At 62.6% G+C, this 22,947-nt stretch carries 18 protein-coding genes and 1 pseudogene; 9 read left to right on the top strand and 10 right to left on the bottom strand.

The features are described from left to right. Positions 1–3: 3 nt before the first annotated feature. From ASD00_RS11710 to ASD00_RS11690, 5 genes and pseudogenes are all read right to left on the bottom strand, one after another. Positions 4–1,321, bottom strand: a pseudogene (locus ASD00_RS11710) (aspartate aminotransferase family protein). Then, positions 1,318–2,142, bottom strand: a complete 825-nt coding sequence (locus ASD00_RS11705; protein ID WP_082523521.1) for an N-formylglutamate amidohydrolase — start codon at positions 2,140–2,142, stop codon at positions 1,318–1,320. Before ASD00_RS11705 ends, ASD00_RS11710 begins: the two are co-directional and overlap by 4 nt. Before the next feature lie 15 nt (positions 2,143–2,157). After that, positions 2,158–3,504 carry a glutamine synthetase family protein gene (locus ASD00_RS11700; protein ID WP_025424686.1) on the bottom strand — a complete coding sequence of 449 codons (1,347 nt, stop codon included), beginning with the start codon at positions 3,502–3,504 and terminating at the stop codon, positions 2,158–2,160. Between the two features lie 36 nt (positions 3,505–3,540). Beyond that, positions 3,541–4,203, bottom strand: coding sequence for an isochorismatase family cysteine hydrolase (locus ASD00_RS11695; protein ID WP_025424685.1), 663 nt, complete (start codon positions 4,201–4,203; stop codon positions 3,541–3,543). A gap of 42 nt (positions 4,204–4,245) precedes the next feature. Continuing rightward, the gene (locus ASD00_RS11690) at positions 4,246–5,127 is read right to left on the bottom strand and encodes a MurR/RpiR family transcriptional regulator (RefSeq protein ID WP_025424684.1); all 882 of its coding nucleotides are present in this window, start codon (positions 5,125–5,127) and stop codon (positions 4,246–4,248) included. A 178-nt stretch (positions 5,128–5,305) separates the two neighbouring features. On the opposite strand from ASD00_RS11690, the gene ASD00_RS11685 reads away from it, so the two are divergent. From ASD00_RS11685 to ASD00_RS11670, 4 genes are all read left to right on the top strand, one after another. Further along, positions 5,306–7,183, top strand: a complete 1,878-nt coding sequence (locus ASD00_RS11685) for a branched-chain amino acid ABC transporter ATP-binding protein/permease (RefSeq protein ID WP_057206570.1) — start codon at positions 5,306–5,308, stop codon at positions 7,181–7,183. A gap of 34 nt (positions 7,184–7,217) precedes the next feature. Next, positions 7,218–8,381 (top strand): ABC transporter substrate-binding protein, encoded by a 1,164-nt coding sequence (locus tag ASD00_RS11680; protein ID WP_025424682.1) that lies wholly within the window; start codon positions 7,218–7,220, stop codon positions 8,379–8,381. A gap of 92 nt (positions 8,382–8,473) precedes the next feature. Continuing rightward, on the top strand, positions 8,474–9,211 hold the full coding sequence (locus ASD00_RS11675; protein WP_107028043.1) for an ABC transporter ATP-binding protein: 738 nt from the start codon (positions 8,474–8,476) through the stop codon (positions 9,209–9,211). A gap of 25 nt (positions 9,212–9,236) precedes the next feature. Beyond that, positions 9,237–10,124 (top strand): branched-chain amino acid ABC transporter permease, encoded by an 888-nt coding sequence (locus ASD00_RS11670; RefSeq protein WP_025424680.1) that lies wholly within the window; start codon positions 9,237–9,239, stop codon positions 10,122–10,124. A 509-nt stretch (positions 10,125–10,633) separates the two neighbouring features. Here the strand turns inward: ASD00_RS11670 and ASD00_RS11665 are convergent. Then, positions 10,634–11,644 carry an amino acid ABC transporter substrate-binding protein gene (locus tag ASD00_RS11665; RefSeq protein ID WP_025424679.1) on the bottom strand — a complete coding sequence of 337 codons (1,011 nt, stop codon included), beginning with the start codon at positions 11,642–11,644 and terminating at the stop codon, positions 10,634–10,636. 109 nt (positions 11,645–11,753) lie between these two features. Beyond that, positions 11,754–14,810: an aminotransferase class III-fold pyridoxal phosphate-dependent enzyme gene (locus ASD00_RS11660; RefSeq protein WP_025424678.1), complete on the bottom strand. Its 3,057-nt coding sequence runs from the start codon at positions 14,808–14,810 to the stop codon at positions 11,754–11,756. 79 nt (positions 14,811–14,889) lie between these two features. On the opposite strand from ASD00_RS11660, the gene ASD00_RS11655 reads away from it, so the two are divergent. Next, a complete protein-coding gene (locus tag ASD00_RS11655) occupies positions 14,890–15,372 on the top strand; it encodes an Lrp/AsnC family transcriptional regulator (protein ID WP_051509126.1) in 483 nt (160 codons plus the stop codon). 34 nt (positions 15,373–15,406) lie between these two features. Here ASD00_RS11655 and ASD00_RS11650 read toward each other — a convergent pair whose 3' ends face one another. Continuing rightward, entirely contained in the window at positions 15,407–16,348 is a 942-nt protein-coding gene (locus tag ASD00_RS11650; RefSeq protein WP_025424676.1) for an AraC family transcriptional regulator, read from the bottom strand. Positions 16,349–16,569: 221 nt separating this feature from the next. On the opposite strand from ASD00_RS11650, the gene ASD00_RS11645 reads away from it, so the two are divergent. Further along, a complete protein-coding gene (locus tag ASD00_RS11645) occupies positions 16,570–17,619 on the top strand; it encodes an NAD(P)-dependent alcohol dehydrogenase (RefSeq protein WP_025424675.1) in 1,050 nt (349 codons plus the stop codon). 76 nt (positions 17,620–17,695) lie between these two features. Here ASD00_RS11645 and ASD00_RS11640 read toward each other — a convergent pair whose 3' ends face one another. Together ASD00_RS11640 and ASD00_RS11635 are read right to left on the bottom strand one after the other, a co-directional pair. Next, the gene (locus ASD00_RS11640) at positions 17,696–18,160 is read right to left on the bottom strand and encodes an Lrp/AsnC ligand binding domain-containing protein (protein WP_025424674.1); all 465 of its coding nucleotides are present in this window, start codon (positions 18,158–18,160) and stop codon (positions 17,696–17,698) included. Between the two features lie 22 nt (positions 18,161–18,182). Then, positions 18,183–19,346 carry a M20 aminoacylase family protein gene (locus tag ASD00_RS11635; protein ID WP_025424673.1) on the bottom strand — a complete coding sequence of 388 codons (1,164 nt, stop codon included), beginning with the start codon at positions 19,344–19,346 and terminating at the stop codon, positions 18,183–18,185. Between the two features lie 191 nt (positions 19,347–19,537). On the opposite strand from ASD00_RS11635, the gene ASD00_RS11630 reads away from it, so the two are divergent. The 3 genes from ASD00_RS11630 to ASD00_RS11620 all read left to right on the top strand — a co-directional run bounded on the left by ASD00_RS11630 (position 19,538) and on the right by ASD00_RS11620 (position 22,938). Continuing rightward, on the top strand, positions 19,538–20,608 hold the full coding sequence (locus tag ASD00_RS11630) for a D-alanyl-D-alanine carboxypeptidase family protein (protein WP_057206615.1): 1,071 nt from the start codon (positions 19,538–19,540) through the stop codon (positions 20,606–20,608). A gap of 12 nt (positions 20,609–20,620) precedes the next feature. Continuing rightward, positions 20,621–21,805 carry a GTP-binding protein gene (locus ASD00_RS11625; protein WP_057206568.1) on the top strand — a complete coding sequence of 395 codons (1,185 nt, stop codon included), beginning with the start codon at positions 20,621–20,623 and terminating at the stop codon, positions 21,803–21,805. 452 nt (positions 21,806–22,257) lie between these two features. After that, positions 22,258–22,938: a response regulator transcription factor gene (locus ASD00_RS11620; protein ID WP_025424670.1), complete on the top strand. Its 681-nt coding sequence runs from the start codon at positions 22,258–22,260 to the stop codon at positions 22,936–22,938. Positions 22,939–22,947: the final 9 nt, after the last annotated feature.

Raw genomic sequence — 22,947 nt, 5'->3', positions numbered from 1 at the left:
GCCTCACCAGCCGGCGAATTCTGAAAGCACCGCGTCTGAAACCCGGCCGGCTACGACATCGCCAAAGGCGCGGTCGAGAATGTCGAGCGCCTGGTCGATGTCCGCGTCCGAGATCGTCAGCGGCGGGGTCATCTCCAAAACGTTCGAATTCATGCCGACATAATAGACGACGAGGCCGAGCTCATAGGCGCGGTAGATCAGCTTGGCCGTTTCTCTTGCTGCCGGTGAACGGCTGTCGCGGTCGGCAATCAGCTCCACGCCGCAGGCAAGGCCGCGTCCGCGCACATCGCCGATCAGCGTGTGACGCCCGGAAAGCTGCCGCAGGCCCTGGCGCAAACGTTCGCCCTTTCGGTGGGCAGCTTCGGCCAGTCCCTCGCGCTCGATGGTTTCGAGCACGGCAAGGCCGGCAGCTGTCGACACCGGGTTGCCATGTAGCGTCTGCATCGCAAAGGCCGTGGCGCAATCCATGATCTCGGCCGGGCCGATCGCTGCCGAAAGCGGCAGGCCGCCGCCGAGCCCTTTGCCGACCGTCAGGATATCGGGCACAAAATCCTCATGCTCGAAGCAGTGCATCCTGCCGCTGCGGCCGAGCCCGACCTTGACTTCGTCGCAGACGACGAGGATGCCGTGCCGTTGGCAGAGATCGGCAAATTTTGAAGAACCCCATCGGCGGCACGATCAGCCCGCCGTCGGACTGGATCGGCTCGATGAAGGCGCAGCCGATCCGCTCCGGCGGTGCCGAGGTCGCAAACTGCTGTTTCAGGAGGTCGAGGATTGCCTCGCCTGTAACGTCGCCTTGATAAGGCCGGTAGGGATCGGGGTAGGGCAGCAGGATCAGCCCCTCCGCCTTGGTCGCACCCGCCTGGACGCTGTGGCCGGAAAAGGCCATCGAGCCGGTGGTGCAGCCGTGATAGGCGCCAATGAAAGAGATGACGCCGGTGCGGCCGGTGGTTTTGGCGATCGCCCGGAAGACTGCTTCGTTGGCGTCGGAGCCGGAATGGCCGAACCACACCTTGTTGCGTCCCTTGCCGGGGAAAAGGCCGAGCAGTTTTTCCGCAAGGGCGGTCGCCGGTGCGTTGGCGGCGGAGAGAACGCTTGCGCCCGCCGGGTTGGCAACAGCCCGCGACACGGCCTCGACCAGGGCGGGATGGCCATAACCAAGGCTTGCAGCTCCCCAGGCGCCGGAAAGGTCGATCAGCTCGCGGCCGTTCTCCTCGACGAGACGTACACCCTTGCCGCCGGCGATGGCGAGCGGAAAGAAGCGCAGCTTCTGCAGGTTGGCAATCGCGTGTCCGTCCCTGGCGTAAAGGCCTTCGGTCACGGGCGGCACTCCCTGAGGCTCGTCTGGAGACAACGGGTCAGCCGCTCACCCCACGCCTTTACGCCCGCGTCGGTATCGATCAGGTCATGCCTGACTTCGATCAGCACGCCCGGCAGCTGGCGCGCGTCGGCATGCACCGGCACCGTATAATCCTCGTCCGGGTGGATGTTGTAGGGCTCGTTGTCGCCGATCGTCAGTTGCTCTTCCGAACTCAGGTCCCGGATCAGCGACTGCGCGAAAGCCTCGGCATCGCGATAGAGAATGCCCGCCTGCCACGGGCGCTGATTGCCGAAATAGACGGGGGTGAAACTGTGCACGCCAACGACAAACGGCCGTTCACCCCTTGCCTGCAGTAGATCAAGGCGCCGGGAAACGGCATCGGCGAAGGGCCTGAACAGCGTATCGATCCGCTGCTGTCGCTCCATCTCGCTCAGATCCCGGTTGGCCGGGATCTCCGTCGTTTCGCTCACTTCCGGAATGAAGGACGGCGCCGAAAGCGGACGGTTGCAGTCGATCACCAACCTTGAATAGTTGGTGAAGAACAACGGCGCGTCGAGGCTGAGGCTTAGATGCTGGGCGAGTGCCAAGGCCCCGATGTCCCAGGCGATATGGCGCTGGCGCTCGTGTTCGGGCAATCCCATGTCACCGAGTGCACGCGGCATGCGGTTGGACGCATGCTCGCACAAAAGCAGGAACGGCGATTTGCCGTCCGGGTTAAACACCGCATAGGGCGGCGGCTCGTCGATCGCCAGAAGCGGCTGGCGGGCGTCGTGCCTGCCGCGTCGGTCGTCGGGGCTCTTGATGGCCGTTGTCGAAGTCATGGGAGCCTATCCGTATCAGTAGACGGCCGCGTAGCGGGCGCAGAGTTCGTCGGGGGAGAGGCCGTCGACGATCTCGATTTCCTTGCGCTTCATCGCGACGTAGCAATCGAGGAAGTCCTTGGCGAACCAGCCGGTCACCACCTTGTCTTCGGCAAGCGTTTCGAGCGCTTCCGGCAGGCTTGCAGGCAGGCGGCGGATGCCGAGCTTCTTCTGGTCCGCGTCGGAAAAATCGGACGGGTCCGAGTTGATCAGCGGCGGCTGTTCGAGGCCAGCCCGGATACCTTCGAGGCCGGCCTTGAGCAGGACGGCCAGCGACAGATGCGGGCTCGCGCAGGCGTCGGCGGCGCGGTACTCCATGTTGAACTGCTTGGCCGGATTGCTGCCGGGCAGATCCAGCGTCGGGCAGATGCGGAGCGTCGCCTCGCGGTTCTTTTCGCCAAGGCAGGTATAGGCAGCGCTCCAATGGTGCGGAACGAGCCGCATGTAGGAGAGCACCGACGGGGCGGTGAAGGCGGTCAGCGCCGGGAGGTGGCGGATAACGCCGGCGGCGAAAGACCCGGCGACCTTCGACAGGCGACCCGGGCGCGACGCGTCGAAGGTGACAGGATTGCCGTCAAGATCGGTGAAGCTGACATGTAGGTGCACGCCGTTGCCCACGCCGTTGGCGCTCGTCTTCGGTGCGAAGCTTGCGTTCCAGCCGAAGAGGGCGGCCACTTCCTTGGTGATGGCGCGGATCGTGGCGCCACGGTCGGCAGCGGTCAGCGCATCCGCCGGGCGGCAGGTGATCTCGAACTGGTCCTTGCCATATTCGGGCAGGAACATTTCCGGCTCGGCGCCCGCCTCCTGCAGTGCCGTCATCAACAGCGGGCCGAAGGGTTCGGCACGGCGTTGCGCGCGCAGGCCGAAGGACGGCGCGTCGGGCCAGTCGACGCCGAGAAGCTGGAACTCCTGCTCGACGGCGGAGATGACTTTCAGCCCGGCCTCGCGCTCGAATTCCTCAAGCGTGCGCTTGAGCAAGCTGCGAACGCAGCACTCCCACGGGTCGCCTTTGAGGTCGGTGATATCGGAGTGATAGAAATGCAGCGGGGTGACGTCGGGCAGGCAGGTGACGCGCGCCTTGCTGGCGGGGTCGGCCATCAGCCTGAGGTCGCCGGCCGAGCCCCAGGGATTGTTTTCGGCGATCTGGTCGAAGGGTGTCAGCGCCAGATTGGCAGGCACCCAGCCGACGCCCTTGCGCAGATAGTCGTCGATCTGTGCAGCGGCAAAGCTGCGGCCGCGGGTGATGCCGGCGATGTCGGTGGTGACGAAGGTCGCGAGTTCCGTCAGTGCGGAATGAGCCTTGCCGTTGTTGGTCTCGGTCATGAATTCCCCTCTTGTCTCAAGATCTTCGGCAGCGGCTCAGGCTTGGCGCAGGCCCTGAAGGCGGTTGACGACGGTGTCGGTATCGGTGGTCCAGCAGTAGCCGGAATAGGCGCGAAGGGCGCCTTCGTGGCGCTCGGGGCTGTAGGTCGCACAGGCGTCGCTGACGACGGTGACGAGATAGCCGCGGTCGGCGGCGTCGCGCACCGCCATGTCGACGCACTGGTCGGTGATGACGCCGGCGATGATCAGATAGCGGGTGTTGAGGTTGCGCAGGATGTAGTCGATGTTGGTCGAGTTGAAGACGCCGGAAGAGGTTTTCGGCAGCACGATCTCGTTGTCGACAGGCGCCAGTTCGGGAATGACCTGGCCCTCGGGCGAGCCCTTCGGCACATGCATGTCGGAAAGCTTGTGGTCGAGCGAGCGGTCGCGGCCGTCAAGCGTCAGGCTCTCGATGATGGTGTGCAGCACTTCGCAGCCGGAACTGCGGGCCGCCTCGAGGATGCGGACCTGGTTGGGGATCACCGTCTGGCGCAGCCGCTTGTGATAGTAGCTGTCGGCGTCCTGCGGGTGGGTCGGATCGAGATTGGGTTCGCACCAGATGCGCTGCATGTCGACGAACAGCACGGACGTGCGGCCGCGCTCGTAGTCGCTGTCGCGCCTCAGCATGTCGTCACCGACCTTCACTGTAACGGCACTCATTCGGATTCTCCTCGGTTGTGGTCCTGGCCTTTCGGCAGATAGTCAGCGGCCGTCGTCGACGTTCGGGTTGAGAGCGTCTTCGGTGATGGCGTAGCCGCGGCGCAGCTCCTCCATCTTCTCGATGCGGGCGCGCGATTGGGTGGCGAGACGGGCCGTCAGCGCGGCGATCAGCGCTTCCGTCTGGGCGATCGCCGGCACCATCGTGTCGTAGGGCGAGACCGTATCGACCGGCGCCGTCAGCGTGACGGTGGCGAATTCGGCGATCGGCGAAAGCCACCGGTCAGTGAACAGCACGATCCGTGCGCCTTGTGCGGCCGCCTGCTTGGCGAAGCGAATGGTGTCGTTCTGGTAGCGGCGGTAATCGTAGACGAACAGCACGTCGCGTTTGCCGAGATCGACGAGCTGGTCGACCTGGTCGGCCTGGCTGCCGTTGATCCAGCGGGTGTCGCCGCGCAGCTGCTTCATATGCGACCAGAGCAGGCCGGCGAGAAAACCGCTGAACCGACCGCCGAGGCAATGCGCTCGTGCGCTCGTGTCTGCCGCCGCATCGACCGCCGCCTCGAAATCCTCCGACGGCAGCATCTGCATCGAAGCTTCGAGCGCATGGATGCTGGCGCGCAGGAAGTACTGGTAGAAGTTCTCCTGTTCCAGCGACGGCCGCCGCTCGTCGAGCATCGACAGCGGCGAACTCATGCGTTCCTGCACTTCGCCGAGCAGCGCCTTCTGAAACTCCGGATAGCCCTCGAAGCCAAGCTTGTTGGCGAAGCGCACCACGGTCGGATTGCTGACCCCCGCCGACGAAGCCAGATAGGCAACGGTATTCAATCCCGCTGCCGGATAGTTCGACAGGAGCTGCCGCACGATCTTCAGTTCCGATCGTGTGAAAGTAATAGCCCCGTCTGTCAGTCGATCCCGGATTGCCACGATTTCCGCCTCCCAAAAATGATGGCTTGAACCCCGATTTCTAATTTTTGTTACATAATTGCTAGCAGAGAATGTTTTTTGAAACAAGATTGACATTTGATCGCGATGGGATAACTTTCATTACGGGAACTGGCCCGAGCCAAAAACAAAGGCGGGCCGACAATTCGGGGGAATGCAGATGGTCCGCGTCAGGCGAGAAACCGTCGTCGGTATCCTTTTAACGTCGTTGCCGCTGCTGGTGGCCGCTGCCGTCGCTTCGCTGGTTTTTCCGGGGAGCGGTGAGCGCCTCGTGACGCTGTTCATGATCAACGTGATCGCAGTGCTCGGCATCGGCATGTATGCTGGCAATTCGGGCATCGTTTCCTTCGGCCATGTCGGCTTCATGGCGATCGGCGCCTATGCGTCCGGCCTTCTCACCATCAACCCGATCGTCCAGAAGACGGCGCTGCCGCACCTGCCGGAATGGCTCGCCGGCATCGGCATGTCGTTCCTGCCGGCGCTTGCCGTGGCGCTGGTGGTCGTGGCGCTAGTCGCGGTGCTGATCGGAATACCCGTCGCGCGCCTTGCCGGTTCATCGGCTTCGATCGCGACGCTCGGCTTTCTCGTGATCGTCCATGTCGTGTTGGTCGCCTCGACCGATATCACCCGCGGCAGCCAGACCTTCTTCGGCATCCCGCGCGCGGTCAATCTGTGGGTGGCGTTGCCTTTTGCGGTGGCCGCCATCGCCATCGCCCGTCTCTACCGGGATTCGGGCGCGGGGCTGAAGTTGAGGGCCTCACGTGAGGACGAGATCGCCTCGACCGCCGTCGGCGTCAATGTCAGGCTTCATCGGTTTGTCGGCTGGGTCCTCGGCGCCATTCTGGCAGGGGCGGCGGGCGCGTTGCTGGCGCATTTCCTCGGCGCCTTCTCGCCCAAGGACTTCTATTTCAACCTGACCTTCGTGCTGCTCGCCATGCTGATCCTCGGTGGCGTCACCACCGTTTCGGGTGCGGTCGGCGGAACGGCCGTGATCATGCTGATCGTCGAGCTTCTGCGCAAACTCGAAGGCGGTGTCGACCTCGGCTTCGTCACGCTTCCGACCGTCTTCGGTCTCACGGATATCGGCATCGGCGTTGCGATCCTGGTGGTGATGTATCGGCTCCAGGACGGGATCTTCGGGGTCCGCGAGCTGGATGAGCGTCTTGCCTGGTTGAAGCGCTTTGCCGCAAAGCCTGCGACAGCCTCCGACAGCGCGCAAAAAATTGCTCCGGTCCCACCGGGCGGAACACTCAAGGTCGAAAATCTCGGCAAGAAATTCGCCGGACTTGTGGCGCTGGAAAACGCCAATTTCGAGATCAAGCCGGGTCTCGTGACCGGTCTCATCGGCCCGAACGGGGCCGGCAAGTCGACGCTGATCAACAGCGTCTCCGGCGTCGTTCCGCCGTCGAGTGGCCGCGTGCTGATCGACGGCAAAGATATCGCATCGCTGTCGGTTCACGCGGTTCCTGTCGCCGGCCTCGCGCGCACCTTCCAGAACATCCGCCTGTTCAAGAACCTGACCGTGCTCGAAAACGTCACGGTGGCGGCGAGTGCTTTGAAGGGCAATGGCGAGGACCCGATGGAAAGCGCCCGGCTGGTGCTTTCAGAGGTTGGGCTCGACGGCTTTTCCGACCAGCTTGCCGGAACACTTTCCTATGGCGCGCAACGCCGTCTCGAGATCGCCCGCGCACTGGCCTTGAGGCCGCGCTACCTGCTGCTCGACGAGCCGGCGGCCGGCATGAACCCTGCCGAAACGCAGGAACTGATGCACGTGCTCGACCGCATCCGCACGAAGTACCGCCTCGGCCTGCTCGTCGTCGAGCATGACCTGAAGCTGATCATGCGGCTCTGCGATATCGTCGTCGTCCTCAACAAGGGCCAGCAGATCGCCATCGGCACACCGGCGGAGATCCAGGTCAACCCGGCTGTGATCGAAGCCTATATCGGCCGTCGCCGTTCGTCAGCGCAGGCGCAGCATGAGGTTGTCGAGGCCACCGGTCTCCGGCCGGGCACAGGCAGCCTTCACAATCCAGCTTGATCAGCAAACGAAATCAGAAAGAGGGAGCTTACCGATGAAATCGAATCTCAGGGCACTGTGCCTCACCACCATCCTTAGCGGCTTCGCGCTGTCGCCGCTGCCGGCATTTGCCGAAGATTTGGTCATCGGTCTTGCCACCGCCCAGACCGGCGGCCTTGCTCCCTATGACCAGCCGTCGCTGAAGGGCCTGGAAATGGCCGTCGAGGAAATCAACGCGGCTGGCGGCGCTGCCGGCAAGTTCCCGATCAAGCTGGTGGCCAAGGACACGCGCTCGGACGCTGCCCAGACGGCACTGGTGGCGCAGGAACTGGTTGATCAGGGCGTCAAGATCATGATCACGCCTTGCGATGCCGATCCGTCGATCGCCGCCGGCCAGGTGACGCAGGCGGCGCAAATCCCTGCCTTCTCGTTCTGTGCGACCACCCCGACCATGCCGCTTGCTGTCGGCGACTACATGTTCGGCAACTATCCCGCCGACAACGTCCAGGCCGCAGTGCTCGCAGCCTACGCCGTCGAGAAGGGCTACAAGAAGGCTTACATCCTCAAGTCTCCCGATAGCGCCTATACGCTGAAGCTTCCGGAATATTTCGGCGAAGCCTTCAAGGCCAAGGGCGGCGAGCTTCTGGGCGAAGGCACCTTCAGCATGGGCCAGCAGGATTTCGGCGCCGAAGTCACCAAGATCAAGGCGATGAATCCGGCACCCGACGTCATCATGACGGCTGCCTACGAGCCCGATTTTCCGGCCTTCATCCGCCAGCTGCGCGGCGCCGGCGTCACCATTCCGATCCTCGGCAGCGACGGCATCGATTCGCCGACGACATTCGGACTTGGCGCCACCGTCGACGGCGTGGTCTTCACCACGGCCGGGTTTGCCAGTGAGGGCAGCCCGCTCGCCGACTTCAACGTGAAGTACAAGGAGAAGTTCGGTCAGGTGCCGGATACGGTCTACATTGCCAACGGCTACGACCTCGGAAAGGTCATCGACGCTGCCGTGACGGAAGCCAACAGCATCGACCCGGTCGCCATCCGCAACGCCATCGCCTCGCTCGAAAACGTCCAGGGTGTCACCGGCCCGATCAGCTACGCCGGCACGCAAGGCATGCCATTGCGTTCGGTCTCGCTGGTTCGCATCGGAGGTGGCAACCGCGAGCTGATCAGCCAGGGCGTTCCCGCCGCGGCCGACATTCCGGCCCCCTGAGCCGCCACCACTTGCGATCTTCGGCGCCGCGCCGGAGATCGTTCGGCCGCCTGCAGGGCCGTCTCGCAATCCATGGCAAGGACTTTGCCCCGATGATGCACAGTGAAATTCCCGCTCAGAAGCCCCTGCTCGAAGTGAGCGGCCTCAAGGTTGCCTATGGTGCCGTCGAGGCGCTGAAGGGGGTCGATCTCACCGTCAACAAAGGGCAGATCGTCACGCTGCTCGGCGCCAACGGCGCCGGCAAGAGCTCGACGCTGAATGCGCTGATGGGCCTGGCGGCAAAGAAGGCGGGGCGGGTGTCGTTCAATGGCCAGGACATTTCCGGCCTGCCGCCGGAACAGATCGTCAGGCTCGGCATGACGCTGACGCCGGAAGGCCGGCGCATCTTTCCAAGCCTGACGGTGGACGAACACCTGCTGCTTGGCGGCGCCATGCACAAGGCGCGCGGGGTGATATCCGACGTGCGCGAGGACATGCTGTCGCGTTTCCCGATCCTGAAAGAACGTCTTAGCCAGAAAGCCGGTTCGCTGTCCGGTGGCGAGCAGCAGATGCTGGCGATCGCCCGTTCGATGATGTCGTCGCCCGACCTTTTGCTGCTCGACGAGCCTTCGCTCGGGCTGGCGCCGCAGGTGGTCGACCTGATCTTCGACCTGATCGCCGGTCTGCGCCAGAAGGGCCTGACGATCCTGCTCGTCGAGCAGAACGTAGCACTTTCGCTCGAAATCGCCGACGCGGGCTATGTCATGGCGAACGGGCGCATCGTGCTCTCCGGCACTGCCGCCGAACTTCGCAATTCAACTGAAATCCAGGGTGCCTATCTCGGCGCTTGAGGCCGGGGGCAAAGAGGTCACAACGATGGACATGTTCCTGCAGCAGCTGGTCAACGCGCTGAGCCTCGGCGGCACCTATGCGCTTCTCGCGCTTGGGCTCGCGGTCGTCTTCTCGATCATGGGGCTGATCAATTTCGCCCATGGCGAACTGATGACGGCGGCGGGCTACGGGCTGTGCTTCGCCCTTCTGCTGGGCGTGCCCTTTCCGCTCGCCATCTTCGGCGCGCTGATGATCGCGGTGGCGCTTGCCATGTTGATGGAGCGCATCGCCTTTCGGCCGGTGCGGGGCGCGAGCGGCACGACGCTGCTTCTCACCAGCTTTGCCGTCAGCGCCATCCTGCGCGTCATCTTCCAGAACTTCATTTCGGCGCGGCCGAAGCCGGTGCCGATGCCGGAGAGCTTTTCCGGGACGATCGAGATCGGTGGCCTTCACCTCGGCCTGATCCAAGGCACATCGATCCTGGTCACGGTCATCATGCTCGTCGGGCTCAACCTCTTCCTGCGCACCACCGTTCTCGGCCGGGCGATGCGTGCGGCTTCGGAGGATTTCGCCATCGTCCGGCTGATGGGTATTCGCGCCAATGCCGTGGTTGCGACCGCCTTTGCCATTTCGGGACTGCTCGCGGGCGTCGCGGGCATTCTCTGGGTGGCGCAGCGCGGCAGCGTCGATCCGCTGATGGGCTTCCTGCCGGTCTTGAAGGCCTTCATCGCCGCGATCATTGGCGGGCTCGGCAGCCTCTCCGGCGCCGTTGCCGGCGGCTTCCTGCTCGGCTTCATCGAGGTGTTCCTGCAGGCCTATCTGCCGGAAAGCCTGCTCAGCTACCGCGATGCCTTCACCATCCTGCTCGTCATCGGCGTGCTTCTCTTCGCGCCGCAGGGGCTGCTTGCGCGCAAGACGATCGTCAAACTCTGAAGGGTTGCGCCCCACCTGTCGGTTGACCAGAAAAAACGCTCCGGCGTCGGAAATGTCAGACGGTGACAGATCCTGCTGTTTGACGAAAGGGGCATCCCCACGCCCTCATTCCGGCCTTGTGCCGGAATCCAGCGATCCGACGTCGGTCGGGTCAGAGGACTTTTCAGCCCAAGGACTTGGGCTGGCTGGATCCCTGTGACAGGCACAGGGATGAGGGAAGTCTTCGCTGGTGTCGGGATTTCCCGATCTGCTATGACGAGGCCTGACTTGTCGACTGTCCGCTGTCCATCATCGCCGTACGTTTTGTCGGAACCTCCAGATCCCCCTTGGGAAAGCTGCCACAAGCGGCGTTGCGCAACGCCTCGCTCCGAGCAGACAGACAGAATGCAACCGCTCCTTGTCAAACGCCAGAAGCGAAAAACGCCGCGGTGAGGGCCGCGGCGCATGGTTGGTTGGTCTATTTATTGGCGCAATTCCGGAGGGAAGACCTTCTCCGGATTTGCCTGCGATCAGCGCGCCGGCGGCGCGTACATCAGGCCGCCCTGGCTCCACAGCTTGTTGAGGCCGCGGTCGATCTTGAGCGCACTGTCCTTGCCCAGGTGCTTTTCGAAGACCTCGCCATAGTTGCCGACGGCGGAGATCGCCTGGAAGGCCCATGTCGGGCCGAGGCCCAGCGCCTTGCCGGCTTCGTTGTCGATGCCCAGGAACCGCTTCTGGCCGACCGTGCCGCTTTCCTGCATCTTGGCCGCGTTCTCCTTGGTGATACCAAGTTCTTCGGCCTCGATCATCGCGAACAATGTCCAGCGAACGACCTTGAACCACTGCTCGTCGCCCTGGCGCACGGCCGGTCCGAGCGGCTCCTTGGAGATGACTTCCGGCAACACGACGAAGCGGTCCGGGTCGTTCAGCGTCAGGCGCTGGGCGTAGAGCGCCGAGGCGTCGGTCGAATAGACGTCGCAGCGCGCCGTGTTGAAGGCCTGGATCGTCTGGTCGGGCTTTTCGAAAGCGATGACCTGGTACTGGATGTTGTTGGAGCTGAAGTAGTCGGCCATGTTCTGCTCGGTGGTCGTGCCGGTTTCCGTGCAGACGGAGGCGCCCGAGAGTTCCTTGACGCTCTTCACGCCGAGGTCGTTGCGCACCATGAAGGCCTGGCCGTCATAGTAGTTGACGCCGACGAAGCTCATGCCGAGATCGCTGTCGCGCGACAGCGTCCAGGTGGTCTGGCGCGAAAGCAGATCGACTTCGCCCGACTGCAGCGCGGTGAAGCGCTCCTTGGTCGAGAGCGGCACGTATTTCACCTTGTCCGGGTTGCCGAGCGTGGCCGCAGCGACCGCGCGGCAGAAGTCGATGTCGAAGCCGCTCCACTCGCCCTTGTCGTTCGGCGCGGAAAAGCCGAGCACGCCCTGGCTGACGCCGCAGCGAAGTTCGCCGCGTTCCTTGACGACATCAAGCGTGGCGGCGCTGGCTGCCGTTCCGGCGAGAAACGCCGCACTCGCAAGTGCTAGAATTCCAAGTTTCATTGTCCTGTTCTCCTCTTGTTATGCAGTTTTAAAGGCACGCGTCTTCGCTGCCGGGGCACGTGCGCGTCCCGGCCAACTGGCTATCGTTTCGGCGGTATCGAGCCCGGTCTTAACCGAGCTTCCTGCTCACATCCGCAAAGGTCTCTTCGAGGACGGCGAGCAGATGATCGGCGTCGCGTTTCGAGAAGATCATCGGCGGACGCATCTTCAAGACGTTGTCATGTGGCCCTTCGGTGCCCATCAACACGCCGCGCTGGCGGGCGCCGTTGGAAACGGCCCGGGCAAATTCGGTGGCGGGTGCCTTGGTATTGCGGTCGCTGACCAGTTCGATGCCAAGGAACAGCCCCATGCCGCGGACGTCGCCGATCACCTCGTAACGCGCCTGCATCGCCCGGAAGGAGCCGATGAGGTAGTTGCCGATAGCAAGTGCGTTGCCGCGCAGGTCCTGCCCCTCGATGACGTCGAGCACGGCAAGGCCGACGGCGCAGGAAACCGGGTTTCCGCCGAAGGTGTTGAAGTACTCCATGCCGTTGTTGAAGCTGTCGGTGACCTCGCGGGTGGTGACGACGGCGGCCAGCGGATGGCCGTCGCCGATCGGCTTGCCCATGGTGACGATGTCGGGAACGATCCCTTGAGTCTCGAACGCCCACCAGTGGCTGCCGACACGGCCGAAGCCGACCTGAACCTCATCGGCGACGCAGACGCCGCCGGCTTCGCGCACCAGGCGATAGACTTCCTTCAAGTAGCCTTCGGGCAGGAACACCTGGCCGGCAACGCTCGGGATCGATTCCGCGATGAAGAAGCCGAGGCCTTCGCCCTTTGCCTGCATGGCCGCGATCTGCTCTGCGACGCTTTCGGCAAAGCGCTTGCCGTGTTCTTCTGCCGGCCAATCGGCGGGCGCGCGATAGCTGTCGGGAACGGCAGCGACATGGACATGCGGTTTCGGGCCCTTGCCGCCTTTGCGACGGAATTTGTAGGGGCTGATGTCGATCAGCTCCTGCGTGGTGCCGTGATAGGACCAGTCGAGCGTGATGGCGTTTTCACGGCCCGTATGCGCGCGCATCATGCGCAGCGCCAGGCTGTTTGCCTCCGAGCCGCTGTTGACGAAACCGGCGACTGTCAGTTCTTTCGGCAGCGTCGCGGTCAGCCGTTCCGCATAGGCGACAATATTGTCGTGCAGATAGCGCGTGTTGGTGTTGAGGATCGCCGCCTGCTTCGTCATCGCCTCGACGACCGCGGGATGGGCGTGGCCGATGTGGCAGACATTGTTGAAGCAGTCGAGATAGGCGCGGCCACTGTCGTCGATCAGCCAGACGCCTTCGCCGCGCACGAACTTGATCGGCTTTTCGTAGGAGATCGACAGGTTCGGCAGCAGCAGTTCCTTGCGCAGCTTGACGATCTCGTCATGCGCACGACCGCTCTTTGCGTAAAACTCCTCGGCAATGCCGGCGAAGGTGCGCGCATCGGGGAAGAGCTCGGCCCAGACGTCGAGATATTGCGGTTCGCCGACGCCGATGATTTCGGTCGCCGAAAGGTTTGCGTCGATGGAAAGCTGCAAATGCAGGTGCGGCGCCCAGCCGCCGTTTTCCATCGGAGCACCCATTTCGCCGACGAGCGCACCGGCTTCGAGCCGGTCGCCAGCCTTGATCCGGCCCATTGTCTCGTGCGCCAGATGACCCCAGAGCGACACGAAGGGCGGGCAGCCCTCGGGTTCGTGGCGAAGCGCAATCAGGCAGCCGTAACCAAGCGGGTCCGCCTCGATCTCGACGCTGACGACGGTGGCGGCGATCGGTGTGAACACCTTGGTGCCGGCTGCCATGAACAGGTCGAGCCCGAGATGGCAGGTGCGGCGGGTGTTCTCGACCAGCCGTGAGACGAACATTTCGCCGGCATAGACGGTGCGCGCCTCACCCCAGGGGCCGATGCCGAGATCGACGCCGTTTTCGCGGCAATAGTCTTCCCAGATCGCCTGGGCCTCATCCGGCTGTTCACCGGCGGATTTCACCGTCATCGGATGATCAGGGTCGCCGTAGGGCACGAGCGCTGCTGGGTAGGTCGCGGCCGGGCGTTCGAGCAGCGGCGCGAGCGCCTTGCGGTTTTCGCTAATCCAGGCGGTAACGCCGCGCGTTCCCGGAGCTGCCTCGAAGCCGCAGGCCTTGCGCAGGATCGCGGTGGCAAAGCGCGGGTTCATCCGGTCGAGTTTGCGCAAGAGCGTCCAGGCTGGCCTTTCGCTGATGGCAAGGTAAGGATTGTCGGTCGTGTGGGCGCGGCGCGAGGCCGAGATCGTCACCGAGGTGACGAGCCGCATGGCGATGAGGTCGAAGAGAAGATCGACTTCCTCTTCGAGCAGCGGATATTCCGCGTGGAAGCCGCGGGCGATGGCGGCGGTGGCGCCGATCGGGTCGGGATGGTCGAGACCGGCATAGGCGGCGGCAATGGCGACTTCGGCAATGACGGGCGCATAGAGTGCGTCGCCGAAATCGATCAGCCCGGAGATGCGGTCATGATCTGATTTGTCGACCAGTACGTTCCAGTCGTTGGCGTCGTTGTGGATGACAGCCGACCGCAGTGTCGCCAGCCTCGGCTCCACCGACTTTGCAAAGCGGACAAGGAAACGCTCCAGCAATGCGCGGTCATCCGGCTCGGTTACATGGTTCAGCCTGTCCCTGGAACGGCCGGCCTTGCGAATGTCCCAGTCGAGGTCGCGCAACGCACCCGGATGCATGAAGCCTTTCAGCGAGGCGTCGAAGCGGCCGAGCATCTGGCCGAGCGACTGGAGCGCACTGGTGCTGCGGCCGGTTTCGGCGAGCGGGTTGCCCGAGACCCAGCTGACGAGGCGCAGCCTGTGGCTGACGCCGTGCTGGCTGGTGGTTCCGGCAAGGCTGGTGCCGGCCAATGTCGGCTTGATGTGCGGCACCGGCAATTCGGCGGCAAAGGTTCCGACATGGCTGAGCAGCGCCGTCTGGAAGTCGCTCTCGACCTCGGGCTCGGCGGCATTGACGACCTTCAGGATATAGGTGGCGCCGTCGGCGGCCTCGACCTTGAAGTTCTGGTCGCGTTCGCTGGCCAGCAGCGACAGCGTGCCGGAAAGGCCGTAATGCTGCTTCAGCAGTGCTGACGCAGCGTCGATAGAAAAGTCTGGTGTCGTCTTCAGCATGTCGTTCATGGGAACCCTCGTCTTGAGAGGCAGAGTTGCACGAGCGGCCGACGCATGCATCCGGCATTATGCCGGTTGCACCGACATTATGTTTATAATAACCGTCATCTTGTCGGCGCGCTCGGAGGCGGAAATCATGCAGGACATCGACGCGATCGACCGGACGATCCTCAGCATCCTGTCGCGGGAGGCGCGCATCCCGATGAAGTCGCTGGCGGGCAGGATCGGGCTTTCCCGAAGTGCGACGACGGAGCGCGTCACCCGCCTGGAAAAGGCGGGCATCATTCGCGGCTACCGCGCCGATATCGGCCAGCTGGAGGAGGGGCAGATCCAGGCCTTCCTGCTCGTCACGCTGCAGCGTACGCCGTCGATCGGCGTGCTTGACCGGCTCGCCGGCTTTTCTTCCGTGCGCAAGGTTTCCTCCGTCAGCGGCCAGCTCGATCTGGTCGTCGAGGTCGAGGTCGGCTCCATCAACGCGCTGAATGAACTGCGCAACGAAGTGGCGACCATGGACAACGTCGAGGATCTGACGACGTCGATCGTGCTCAGGCGGGATATCGAGCGTAGCTGATATTCCCGGGGATATCGAAAGAACCTGAGGCGTATCACCCCTCGCTCAGCATCTCCGCCTCGCCGGAGAAGCGCTCGACCAACGTACGGCGCACGCGGCCGATGTCGCGCAACGGCGGCTCGCCGAAGTGGCGGGCATATTCGCGACTGAATTGCGACTGGCTCTCGTAGCCGACCTGATGGCCGGCATCTCCGGCATCGAGACTTTCTTCCAGCATCAGCCGCCGCGCCTCCTGCAGCCGCAACTGCTTCTGGTACTGCAGCGGGCTCATTGCGGTGATCGCCTTGAAATGGTGGTGCAGCGACGAAACGCTCATCGAGACCCGGCTCGCTAGGTCGTCGATGCGCAGCGGCCGGGAATAGTGCTCCTTCAGCCAGGCGACGGCGCGGCCGACCTGATGCGGCTGGCTTTCGACTGTTGCCATCTGGCGAAGCCGGTGGCCGTGCGGGCCGGTCACCAGGCGATACAGAATTTCCTGCTCGACCAGCGGCAGCAGTGCGGGAATATCGTCGGGCCGGTCGAGTAGCCGCAAGAGCCTGAGTGCTGCATCTTCGAGGTCAGGTGTGATCTTGCTGACCGTCATGCCGCGCGGCGAGGCGGAGGCCGGCATATGCCCCTGCGCCAGAAAGTCGAGCAATGCCGGAATCTTGGCCGTATCGATCTGGAAGGCGAAGCTGAGATAAGGCTCGTCGGCCGAAGCCTTGCAGACCTGCGACAACACCGGCAGGTCGATCGACGTCAGCAGATAATCGGAAGCGCCATAGATCAGCGTCTCGTCGCCGAGTACCACGCGCTTGGCGCCCTGGACGATGATCGCAAGGCTCGGCTTGTAGGCCGCGCAATTGACGGGTGCGTCGCCGGAATGGCGATGAATGCTCAAACCTGGGATTGCGGTCTGGTGGTCGCCGTCCTTCCCGGTGATCCGGGCAATGACGTCGATCATGTCCTGTCTGGCAGTCTGTCGCGTGGCTGTCATATTCTGTGGTCTTTCCAGCGGCTTAGCATTGTGTGCGGCAATGCTCAGATAAGGCTTCGAAGCGCTATTGCCATCATATATTTTTCATTCTTGCAGGATCGGGCAAAAACTTTGCAGGATCGCGATAACGCTTTTGCCGATCGCGAACGCATAGTCCCTGCCTGCGATCTGCCGGTAACGCTCCGGTCATTTCGCATCTCCCAAAATTGAAGGACAGACTGATGGCCATTGCAAGAGGATATGCGGCGACCGACGCGTCGAAACCGCTGACGCCCTTCACCTTCGAACGTCGCGAGCCGCGCGACAACGACGTGGTGATCGACATCAAATATTGCGGCGTCTGCCACTCCGACATTCACCAGGCACGCAACGAATGGGGCAACTCGGCCTTCCCGATGGTCCCCGGCCACGAGATCGTCGGCATCGTCACCGCCGTCGGCTCCAAGGTCACCAAATTCAAGGTGGGTGACCGCGCCGGCGTCGGCTGCTTCGTCGATTCGTGCACCACCTGCGCGACACGCGACGTCGATCTGGAGCATTACATGCCAGGTCTGGTGGTGACCTATAACGGCGTCGAGGCCGACGGCAAGACAGCGACGCAGGGTGGCTACTCCGACAGCATCGTCGTCAAGGAAGGCTATGTCCTGTCGATCCCGGAAAACCTGCCGCTCGACGCGGCGGCACCGCTTTTGTGTGCCGGCATCACGCTCTATTCGCCGCTTCGTCACTGGAAGGCCGGTCCCGGCAAGAAGGTCGCGATCGTCGGCATGGGCGGTCTCGGCCATATGGGCGTCAAGATCGCCCACGCCATGGGCGCGGAGGTGACGGTGCTCAGCCAAAGCCTGTCGAAGAAGGAAGACGGGCTGAAGCTCGGTGCCGACCACTACTTCGCCACCAACGATCCGGAAACCTTCAAGACGCTTCAGGGCCAGTTCGACCTGATCATCTGCACGGTCGCAGCCGAGATCGACTGGAACGCCTATCTCAACCTGTTGAAGGTCGACGGCGATTTCGTGCTGGTCGGTATTCCGGAAAATGCCGTGCCGGTCCATGCCTTCGCGCTGGTTCCGGCCCGCCGCAGCATTTCCGGCTCGATGATCGGTTCGATCAAGGAAACCCAGGAAATGCTCGACTTCTGCGGCGCCCACAACATCGTCTCGGAGATCGAAACGATCAAGATCCAGGAGATCAACGAAGCCTACGAGCGTGTCGTCAAGAGCGACGTCCGCTACCGCTTCGTCATCGACATGGCGTCGCTCGACGCGGCGTAAGCGCGGGTTCAGGGGTGCCGTACTAAAGTGCTTGCCCCGGGATCCCATCGGCTCCCGGGGTCATTCTTATTTGGTCTCAGACGAGCGGCAGTGGCCCGTCGTTCTTGATCTCTTCCATGACAGCATAGGTGCGGGTTTCCTTGACGCCCGGCAGCGTCCACAGCACCTGGCCAAGGAAATTGCGGTAGGCCGCCATGTCCTCGAAGCGGGTCTTGACGAGATAGTCGAAGCCGCCGGCGACCATGTGACATTCGAGAACCGCCGGCGCCTGCTTGATCGCGATCGCGAACTGATCGAACACGTCGGGCGTCGTCTTGTCGAGCATGACCTCGATGAAGACGAGCAGGCCGAAGCCGAGCTTCTGCGGATCGAGACGGGCGCCGAAGCCCGAAACATACCCTTCCTTCAACAGCCGGCGCAGTCTTTCGCTTGTTGCCGTCGGTGACAGGCCGATGCGATCGGCAAGCTCCAGATTGGTGATCCGGCCATCCGCCTGCAGGATGTTGAGAATTCTACGGTCTATCTTGTCGATCTGATGCATCGTGCCGCCTCCCGCTCGCGCCTCAGGCGGCAAGTCGCGTTTCCGCGAGTTTCACCCAATAGGAAATCCCGTGCGGGATCGCTTCGTCGTTGAAGTCATAGCCCGGGTGGTGCAGCCCGGCGGTGTCGCCGTTGCCCATGAAAATGAAGGCCCCCGGGCGGGCGAGCAGCATGTAGGAGAAATCCTCGCCGCCCATCATCGGATCGAGCGACGGCCTGATATTGCCTTCGCCGGCAATTTCCGCCGCTGCCTTCAGCGCGTAGCCCGTCTCGTCCTCATGGTTGACGGTCACCGGATAGTTGCGGCTGTACCAGACATCGACGGTTGCGCCATAGACGTCGGCGATGCCTTCGGCGATCAGCCGGATGCGGGTCTCGCCGATATCGCGCACTTCGGGCTTCAGGGTGCGCACGGTGCCGCCGAGCACCGCCTCCTCCGGGATGACGTTGTGGGCAAAGCCGGCGTTGAATTTGGTGACCGAGACCACGACGGAAGCGAGCGGATCGACCGTTCTCGACGCGATTGTCTGCAATGCAGTGACGATCTGCGTGCCGATGACGATCGGGTCGATCGTCTTGTGCGGCTGGGCCGCATGGCCGCCACGGCCCTTGATGGTGATGGTGAACTCGTCGGTCGAGGCCATGATCGCGCCGACGCGGCTGCCGAAATGCCCGACGGGCATGCCAGGCATATTGTGCATGCCGTAGACTTCGGCGATGTCGAAGCGCTCCATCATGCCGTCCTTGACCATCTCGTTGCCGCCGCCGCCGCCTTCTTCTGCCGGCTGGAAGATGACCGCGACGCTGCCAGCGAAGTTGCGGGTCTCGGCCAGATATTTGGCCGCGCCGAGCAGCATGGCGGTGTGGCCGTCATGGCCGCAGGCGTGCATCTTGCCGGAAGTTTCCGACGCCCAGGACTTGCCTGATGTCTCGGTGATCGGCAGCGCATCCATGTCGGCGCGCAGGCCGATGGTGCGGCCAGCACCGAGATTGCCCTTGATCAGGCCGACGACGCCGGTCCGACCAAGGCCGGTCACGATTTCGTCAACGCCGAACTCCTTCAGTTTCATTTCGACGAAGGCTGCCGTATTTTCCACCGCGAACAGGAGCTCGGGGTTCTTGTGCAGATGACGCCGCCATTCGGTGACTTCGTTTTGCAGTTCGGCGGCGCGGTTGAGAATCGGCATGAGTTGAGTCCTGTCGGTCTGTTCGATCACATCTATCTGCGGTGGATTGGCGCAGCAGCCAACGAATGGGCTTTGCCATCTCCTCGCCATATAGGCTAAATAGCCGGACGAGACGAGGCAACAGCGGAATTTCGAGGACTATGGTGGTGACAGCAGGATTTTTCACGCGAGGCAAGGCAAGAGCAGTGGGTATCGTGGCCGGTGCCTGCGCGAGCCTTCTCATGGCTATGCCGGCGGTTGCCAATCCGCGGCTCGTCGTCGACGTCAATACGTTGAAGGTTTACGAGCATCAGGACATCTTCCAGAAATGGTATCCGGCGTCGCTGACCAAGCTGATGACGGCCTATACCACCTTCCGGGCGATCAAGTCGGGACAGTTGGCGCTGACAAGCCCTGTGGTGATGACCAAGAACGCCGCTTCGGAGCCGCCGAGCAAGATGTTCTACAAGCCCGGCCAGGCGATGACGCTCGACAGCGCGCTGAAGATGATGCTGGTGAAGTCGGCGAACGACGTGGCCGTGGCGATCGCCGAAACCGTTGGCGGTTCCGAGCCCGCCTTCATCGACAGGATGAATTCCGAAGCGCGCCGCATCGGCATGACGTCGTCGCATTTCATCAATGCCAACGGCCTGCCGGGGCCCGGCCAGTACACCACCGCGCGCGACCTTGCCGTGCTGGCGATCACGCTGAAGCGCGAGTTTCCCGAATACGCGTCCTATTTCTCGCTGGAAGGGTTCACCACCGGCAAGAAGGACTATGCGAACTACAACATGCTGATCGGCCGGTTCGAAGGCGCTGACGGCATGAAGACCGGTTTCATCTGCGCGTCCGGTTTCAACCAGGTCTCCTCGGCGACGCGTGATGGCCGCAGCGTCGTTTCCGTCGTGCTTGGCGAAGACAGCCTCGGCGCCCGTGCCGACGAATCCGCGCGCCTGCTGCAGACGGCGCTGACGACATCGGGAACAGCCAAGCCGTCGCTGGTACAGATCGCGCCTTATGGTGAAACGCGCGACCTGGTTGCCGATGTCAGCAAGCAGATCTGCTCGAAAGCGGCAGCCAGGGTGCGCAGCGAAGGGCGTGACGAAGCCGGGCGGCAGAAGCTGCTCTCGCCGTTCATCCACGAGATCGGCCGTCCGCTGAAGCTGGCCTTTGCCGGCCTCATCCCCGGCAGCGGCGACAAGCTGGCCAAGGTGGGCGCCGATCCGGCTGGCCAGGGCGATGTCGCCAATGTGCCGATCCCGGTGCCGCGGCCGAGCCTCTGATCGGAGTTTCCAATGGTTAGCCCACTGCCGGCCGTGCCGGTTTCGATCCTGACCGGTTTTCTCGGTGCGGGCAAAACGACGCTGCTGAACCGGCTTCTGAAGGACCCGGATCTCTCGGATACGGCCGTCATCATCAACGAATTCGGCGATGTCTCCATCGACCACCTGTTGGTGGAAGCCTCAAGCGACGGCGTCATCGAGCTTTCCGACGGCTGCCTGTGCTGCACGGTGCGCGGCGAGCTGGTGGATACGCTTGCCGACCTCATGGACCGGATGCAGACCGGCCGGATCAAGCCGCTGAAGCGCGTCGTCATCGAGACGACCGGACTTGCCGACCCGGCGCCGGTGCTGCAATCGGTGATCGGCAACCCGGTGATTGCCCAGAGTTTTCGTCTCGATGGCGTGGTGACTGTGGTGGATGCGGTCAACGGGCTGCAGACGCTTGCCAACCACGAGGAAGCTCTGAAGCAGGTCGCGGTCGCCGATCGCATCGTCATCAGCAAGGCGGACCTTGCCGACCAGGCACAATTGGACGAGTTACGGTTGCGACTGCGGGCGCTCAATCCGCGCGCGCCGTTCATTGATGGCGACAGTCCCGAAGCAGGGCGGGGCGCGCTCTTTGCCTGCGGCCTTTACGACCCGGCGTCGAAGATCGCCGATGTCGGCCGCTGGCTGCAGGACGAAGCCGATCATGGGCATCATCTCCACGATCAGCATCATCATGACGGCGACCACGGCCACCATCGCGATCATGATCACCACCACCACCACCACCACCACCACCACCACCACCACCATCATCACGATGCGACGCGCCACGGGGCGGACATCCGTTCGTTCAGCATCGTGCATGACAGGCCGATCGAGCCGATGGCGCTCGACATGTTCATCGATCTATTGCGCTCGGCCCATGGCGAGAAGCTGTTGCGGATGAAGGCGATTGTCGCAGTCTCCGACAATCCGGAGCGGCCGTTGGTCCTGCATGGCGTGCAGAATGTCTTTCACACGCCGGAGCGGCTGTCCGTCTGGCCGGATCCGGCTGATCGGCGCACGCGTATGGTGCTGATCACCAAGGGGTTGAGCGAAGCATTCGTGCGCGACCTTTTCGATGCCTTTACGGGCAAGCCACGCATTGATCGTCCCGACGCGCAGGCGCTTTCCGATAATCCTCTCGTGGTGCCTGGAATGAAATTCTAGAATTGTTTGCGTGACGCCGGCCGTCTTTTGCTGCAAATGGCGCGGGAAACGGTTAAAATCTGTAGTACTTTCGGGTGATGTTTCAGCAGGCGCATAAACATTTTTGGGCTAATATTTTGGCTTTACTTCTAACTTGCCGAAACCGCTCTGAGAATGGCGATGTTTGTGCCATGGACGCGTGGATTCACCAATCAACACGCGGTGTCAGATCTATAACTGCCTGTAAAGATTGAAGTCAACGAACCTTTGTCCGGTTTTTCCCATACGGTGCTTGTCGGCCTCTTAAATCAAAAAGGGCGAGTATTTGCGCGGTATTGTCGATGTTTAGTCCGCGGCTTTCGCCACGTCGGACCGATATTTCTGTGCTTGCCAAATTAACTAGAAGTTAGTGTCTTCTTTAAAACACTGATCTGATGAACTAGCATGTTTGTTGCGGAGGGAGAGCAACGACCATGTCGATATCAGTTGCATTTGTTGACGACCATCCGATCCTCCTGGAAGGACTGGTCAGCTTATATTCTGGAAAAAGTGACCTCGAGATCGTCGCGAAGGGCGAAAACGCGGTCGATGCTTTGAAAATAGTTGAAGAATTTTCACCTGAAGTTCTCGTGCTCGATTTGAGCATGCCCGGCGATGCCATTGCGGCTATCGAGCTGGTTACGCAAAAATACAAAGACACGCGGATCATCGTCTTCACCGCAAATTCAAGCATTGAAACCGCGATACAAGTCCTGAACTACGGGGTCTCTGGCTATGTGCTGAAGGGCAGCAGCGCCAGCGACCTGCACGAGGCCATACGCACGGTCTATGACGGTGAAACGTTCATCACGGCGGGGTTCGCGACCAAGGTCATCATGGCCATGAAGACAGCGGAAATCCGTCGGCGATCCCAGGCACAACGACGCCTGAGCCTGCGCGAAGAGCAGATCGTTCGCCATCTCATGCGTGGCAGCACCAACCGCGAAATAGCGGCCTGCCTCGATATCAGCGAAAAGACCGTCAAGCATTACATGACGGTGTTGATGCAGAAACTCGACGTCAGGAACCGTGTGGAAGTGGTGCTGGCGGCGCAGCGCCTGGATGTGTTGCCGGACGGCTCTGCCGAACGCAGCGCATCACGGCGCATCAACTAGCGCATGTCG

Source organism: Ensifer sp. Root31 (assembly GCF_001424825.1).
Classification (GTDB): Bacteria; Pseudomonadota; Alphaproteobacteria; order Rhizobiales; family Rhizobiaceae; genus Ensifer; species Ensifer canadensis.
This window is presented reverse-complemented; position numbering and strand designations above follow the sequence as displayed.

Bases quoted from the DNA above. Each gene is read 5' to 3' on its own strand.
- ASD00_RS11680 (WP_025424682.1), top strand. From the start codon at position 7,218: ATGAAATCGAATCTCAGGGCACTGTGCCTCACCACCATCCTTAGCGGC.
- ASD00_RS11665 (WP_025424679.1), bottom strand. From the start codon at position 11,644: ATGAAACTTGGAATTCTAGCACTTGCGAGTGCGGCGTTTCTCGCCGGA.
- ASD00_RS11640 (WP_025424674.1), bottom strand. From the start codon at position 18,160: ATGCATCAGATCGACAAGATAGACCGTAGAATTCTCAACATCCTGCAG.
- ASD00_RS11695 (WP_025424685.1), bottom strand. From the start codon at position 4,203: ATGAGTGCCGTTACAGTGAAGGTCGGTGACGACATGCTGAGGCGCGAC.
- ASD00_RS11625 (WP_057206568.1), top strand. From the start codon at position 20,621: ATGGTTAGCCCACTGCCGGCCGTGCCGGTTTCGATCCTGACCGGTTTT.
- ASD00_RS11675 (WP_107028043.1), top strand. From the start codon at position 8,474: ATGATGCACAGTGAAATTCCCGCTCAGAAGCCCCTGCTCGAAGTGAGC.
- ASD00_RS11635 (WP_025424673.1), bottom strand. From the start codon at position 19,346: ATGCCGATTCTCAACCGCGCCGCCGAACTGCAAAACGAAGTCACCGAA.
- ASD00_RS11700 (WP_025424686.1), bottom strand. From the start codon at position 3,504: ATGACCGAGACCAACAACGGCAAGGCTCATTCCGCACTGACGGAACTC.
- ASD00_RS11650 (WP_025424676.1), bottom strand. From the start codon at position 16,348: ATGACAGCCACGCGACAGACTGCCAGACAGGACATGATCGACGTCATT.
- ASD00_RS11645 (WP_025424675.1), top strand. From the start codon at position 16,570: ATGGCCATTGCAAGAGGATATGCGGCGACCGACGCGTCGAAACCGCTG.
- ASD00_RS11660 (WP_025424678.1), bottom strand. From the start codon at position 14,810: ATGAACGACATGCTGAAGACGACACCAGACTTTTCTATCGACGCTGCG.
- ASD00_RS11655 (WP_051509126.1), top strand. From the start codon at position 14,890: ATGTTTATAATAACCGTCATCTTGTCGGCGCGCTCGGAGGCGGAAATC.
- ASD00_RS11685 (WP_057206570.1), top strand. From the start codon at position 5,306: ATGGTCCGCGTCAGGCGAGAAACCGTCGTCGGTATCCTTTTAACGTCG.
- ASD00_RS11620 (WP_025424670.1), top strand. From the start codon at position 22,258: ATGTCGATATCAGTTGCATTTGTTGACGACCATCCGATCCTCCTGGAA.
- ASD00_RS11670 (WP_025424680.1), top strand. From the start codon at position 9,237: ATGGACATGTTCCTGCAGCAGCTGGTCAACGCGCTGAGCCTCGGCGGC.
- ASD00_RS11705 (WP_082523521.1), bottom strand. From the start codon at position 2,142: ATGACTTCGACAACGGCCATCAAGAGCCCCGACGACCGACGCGGCAGG.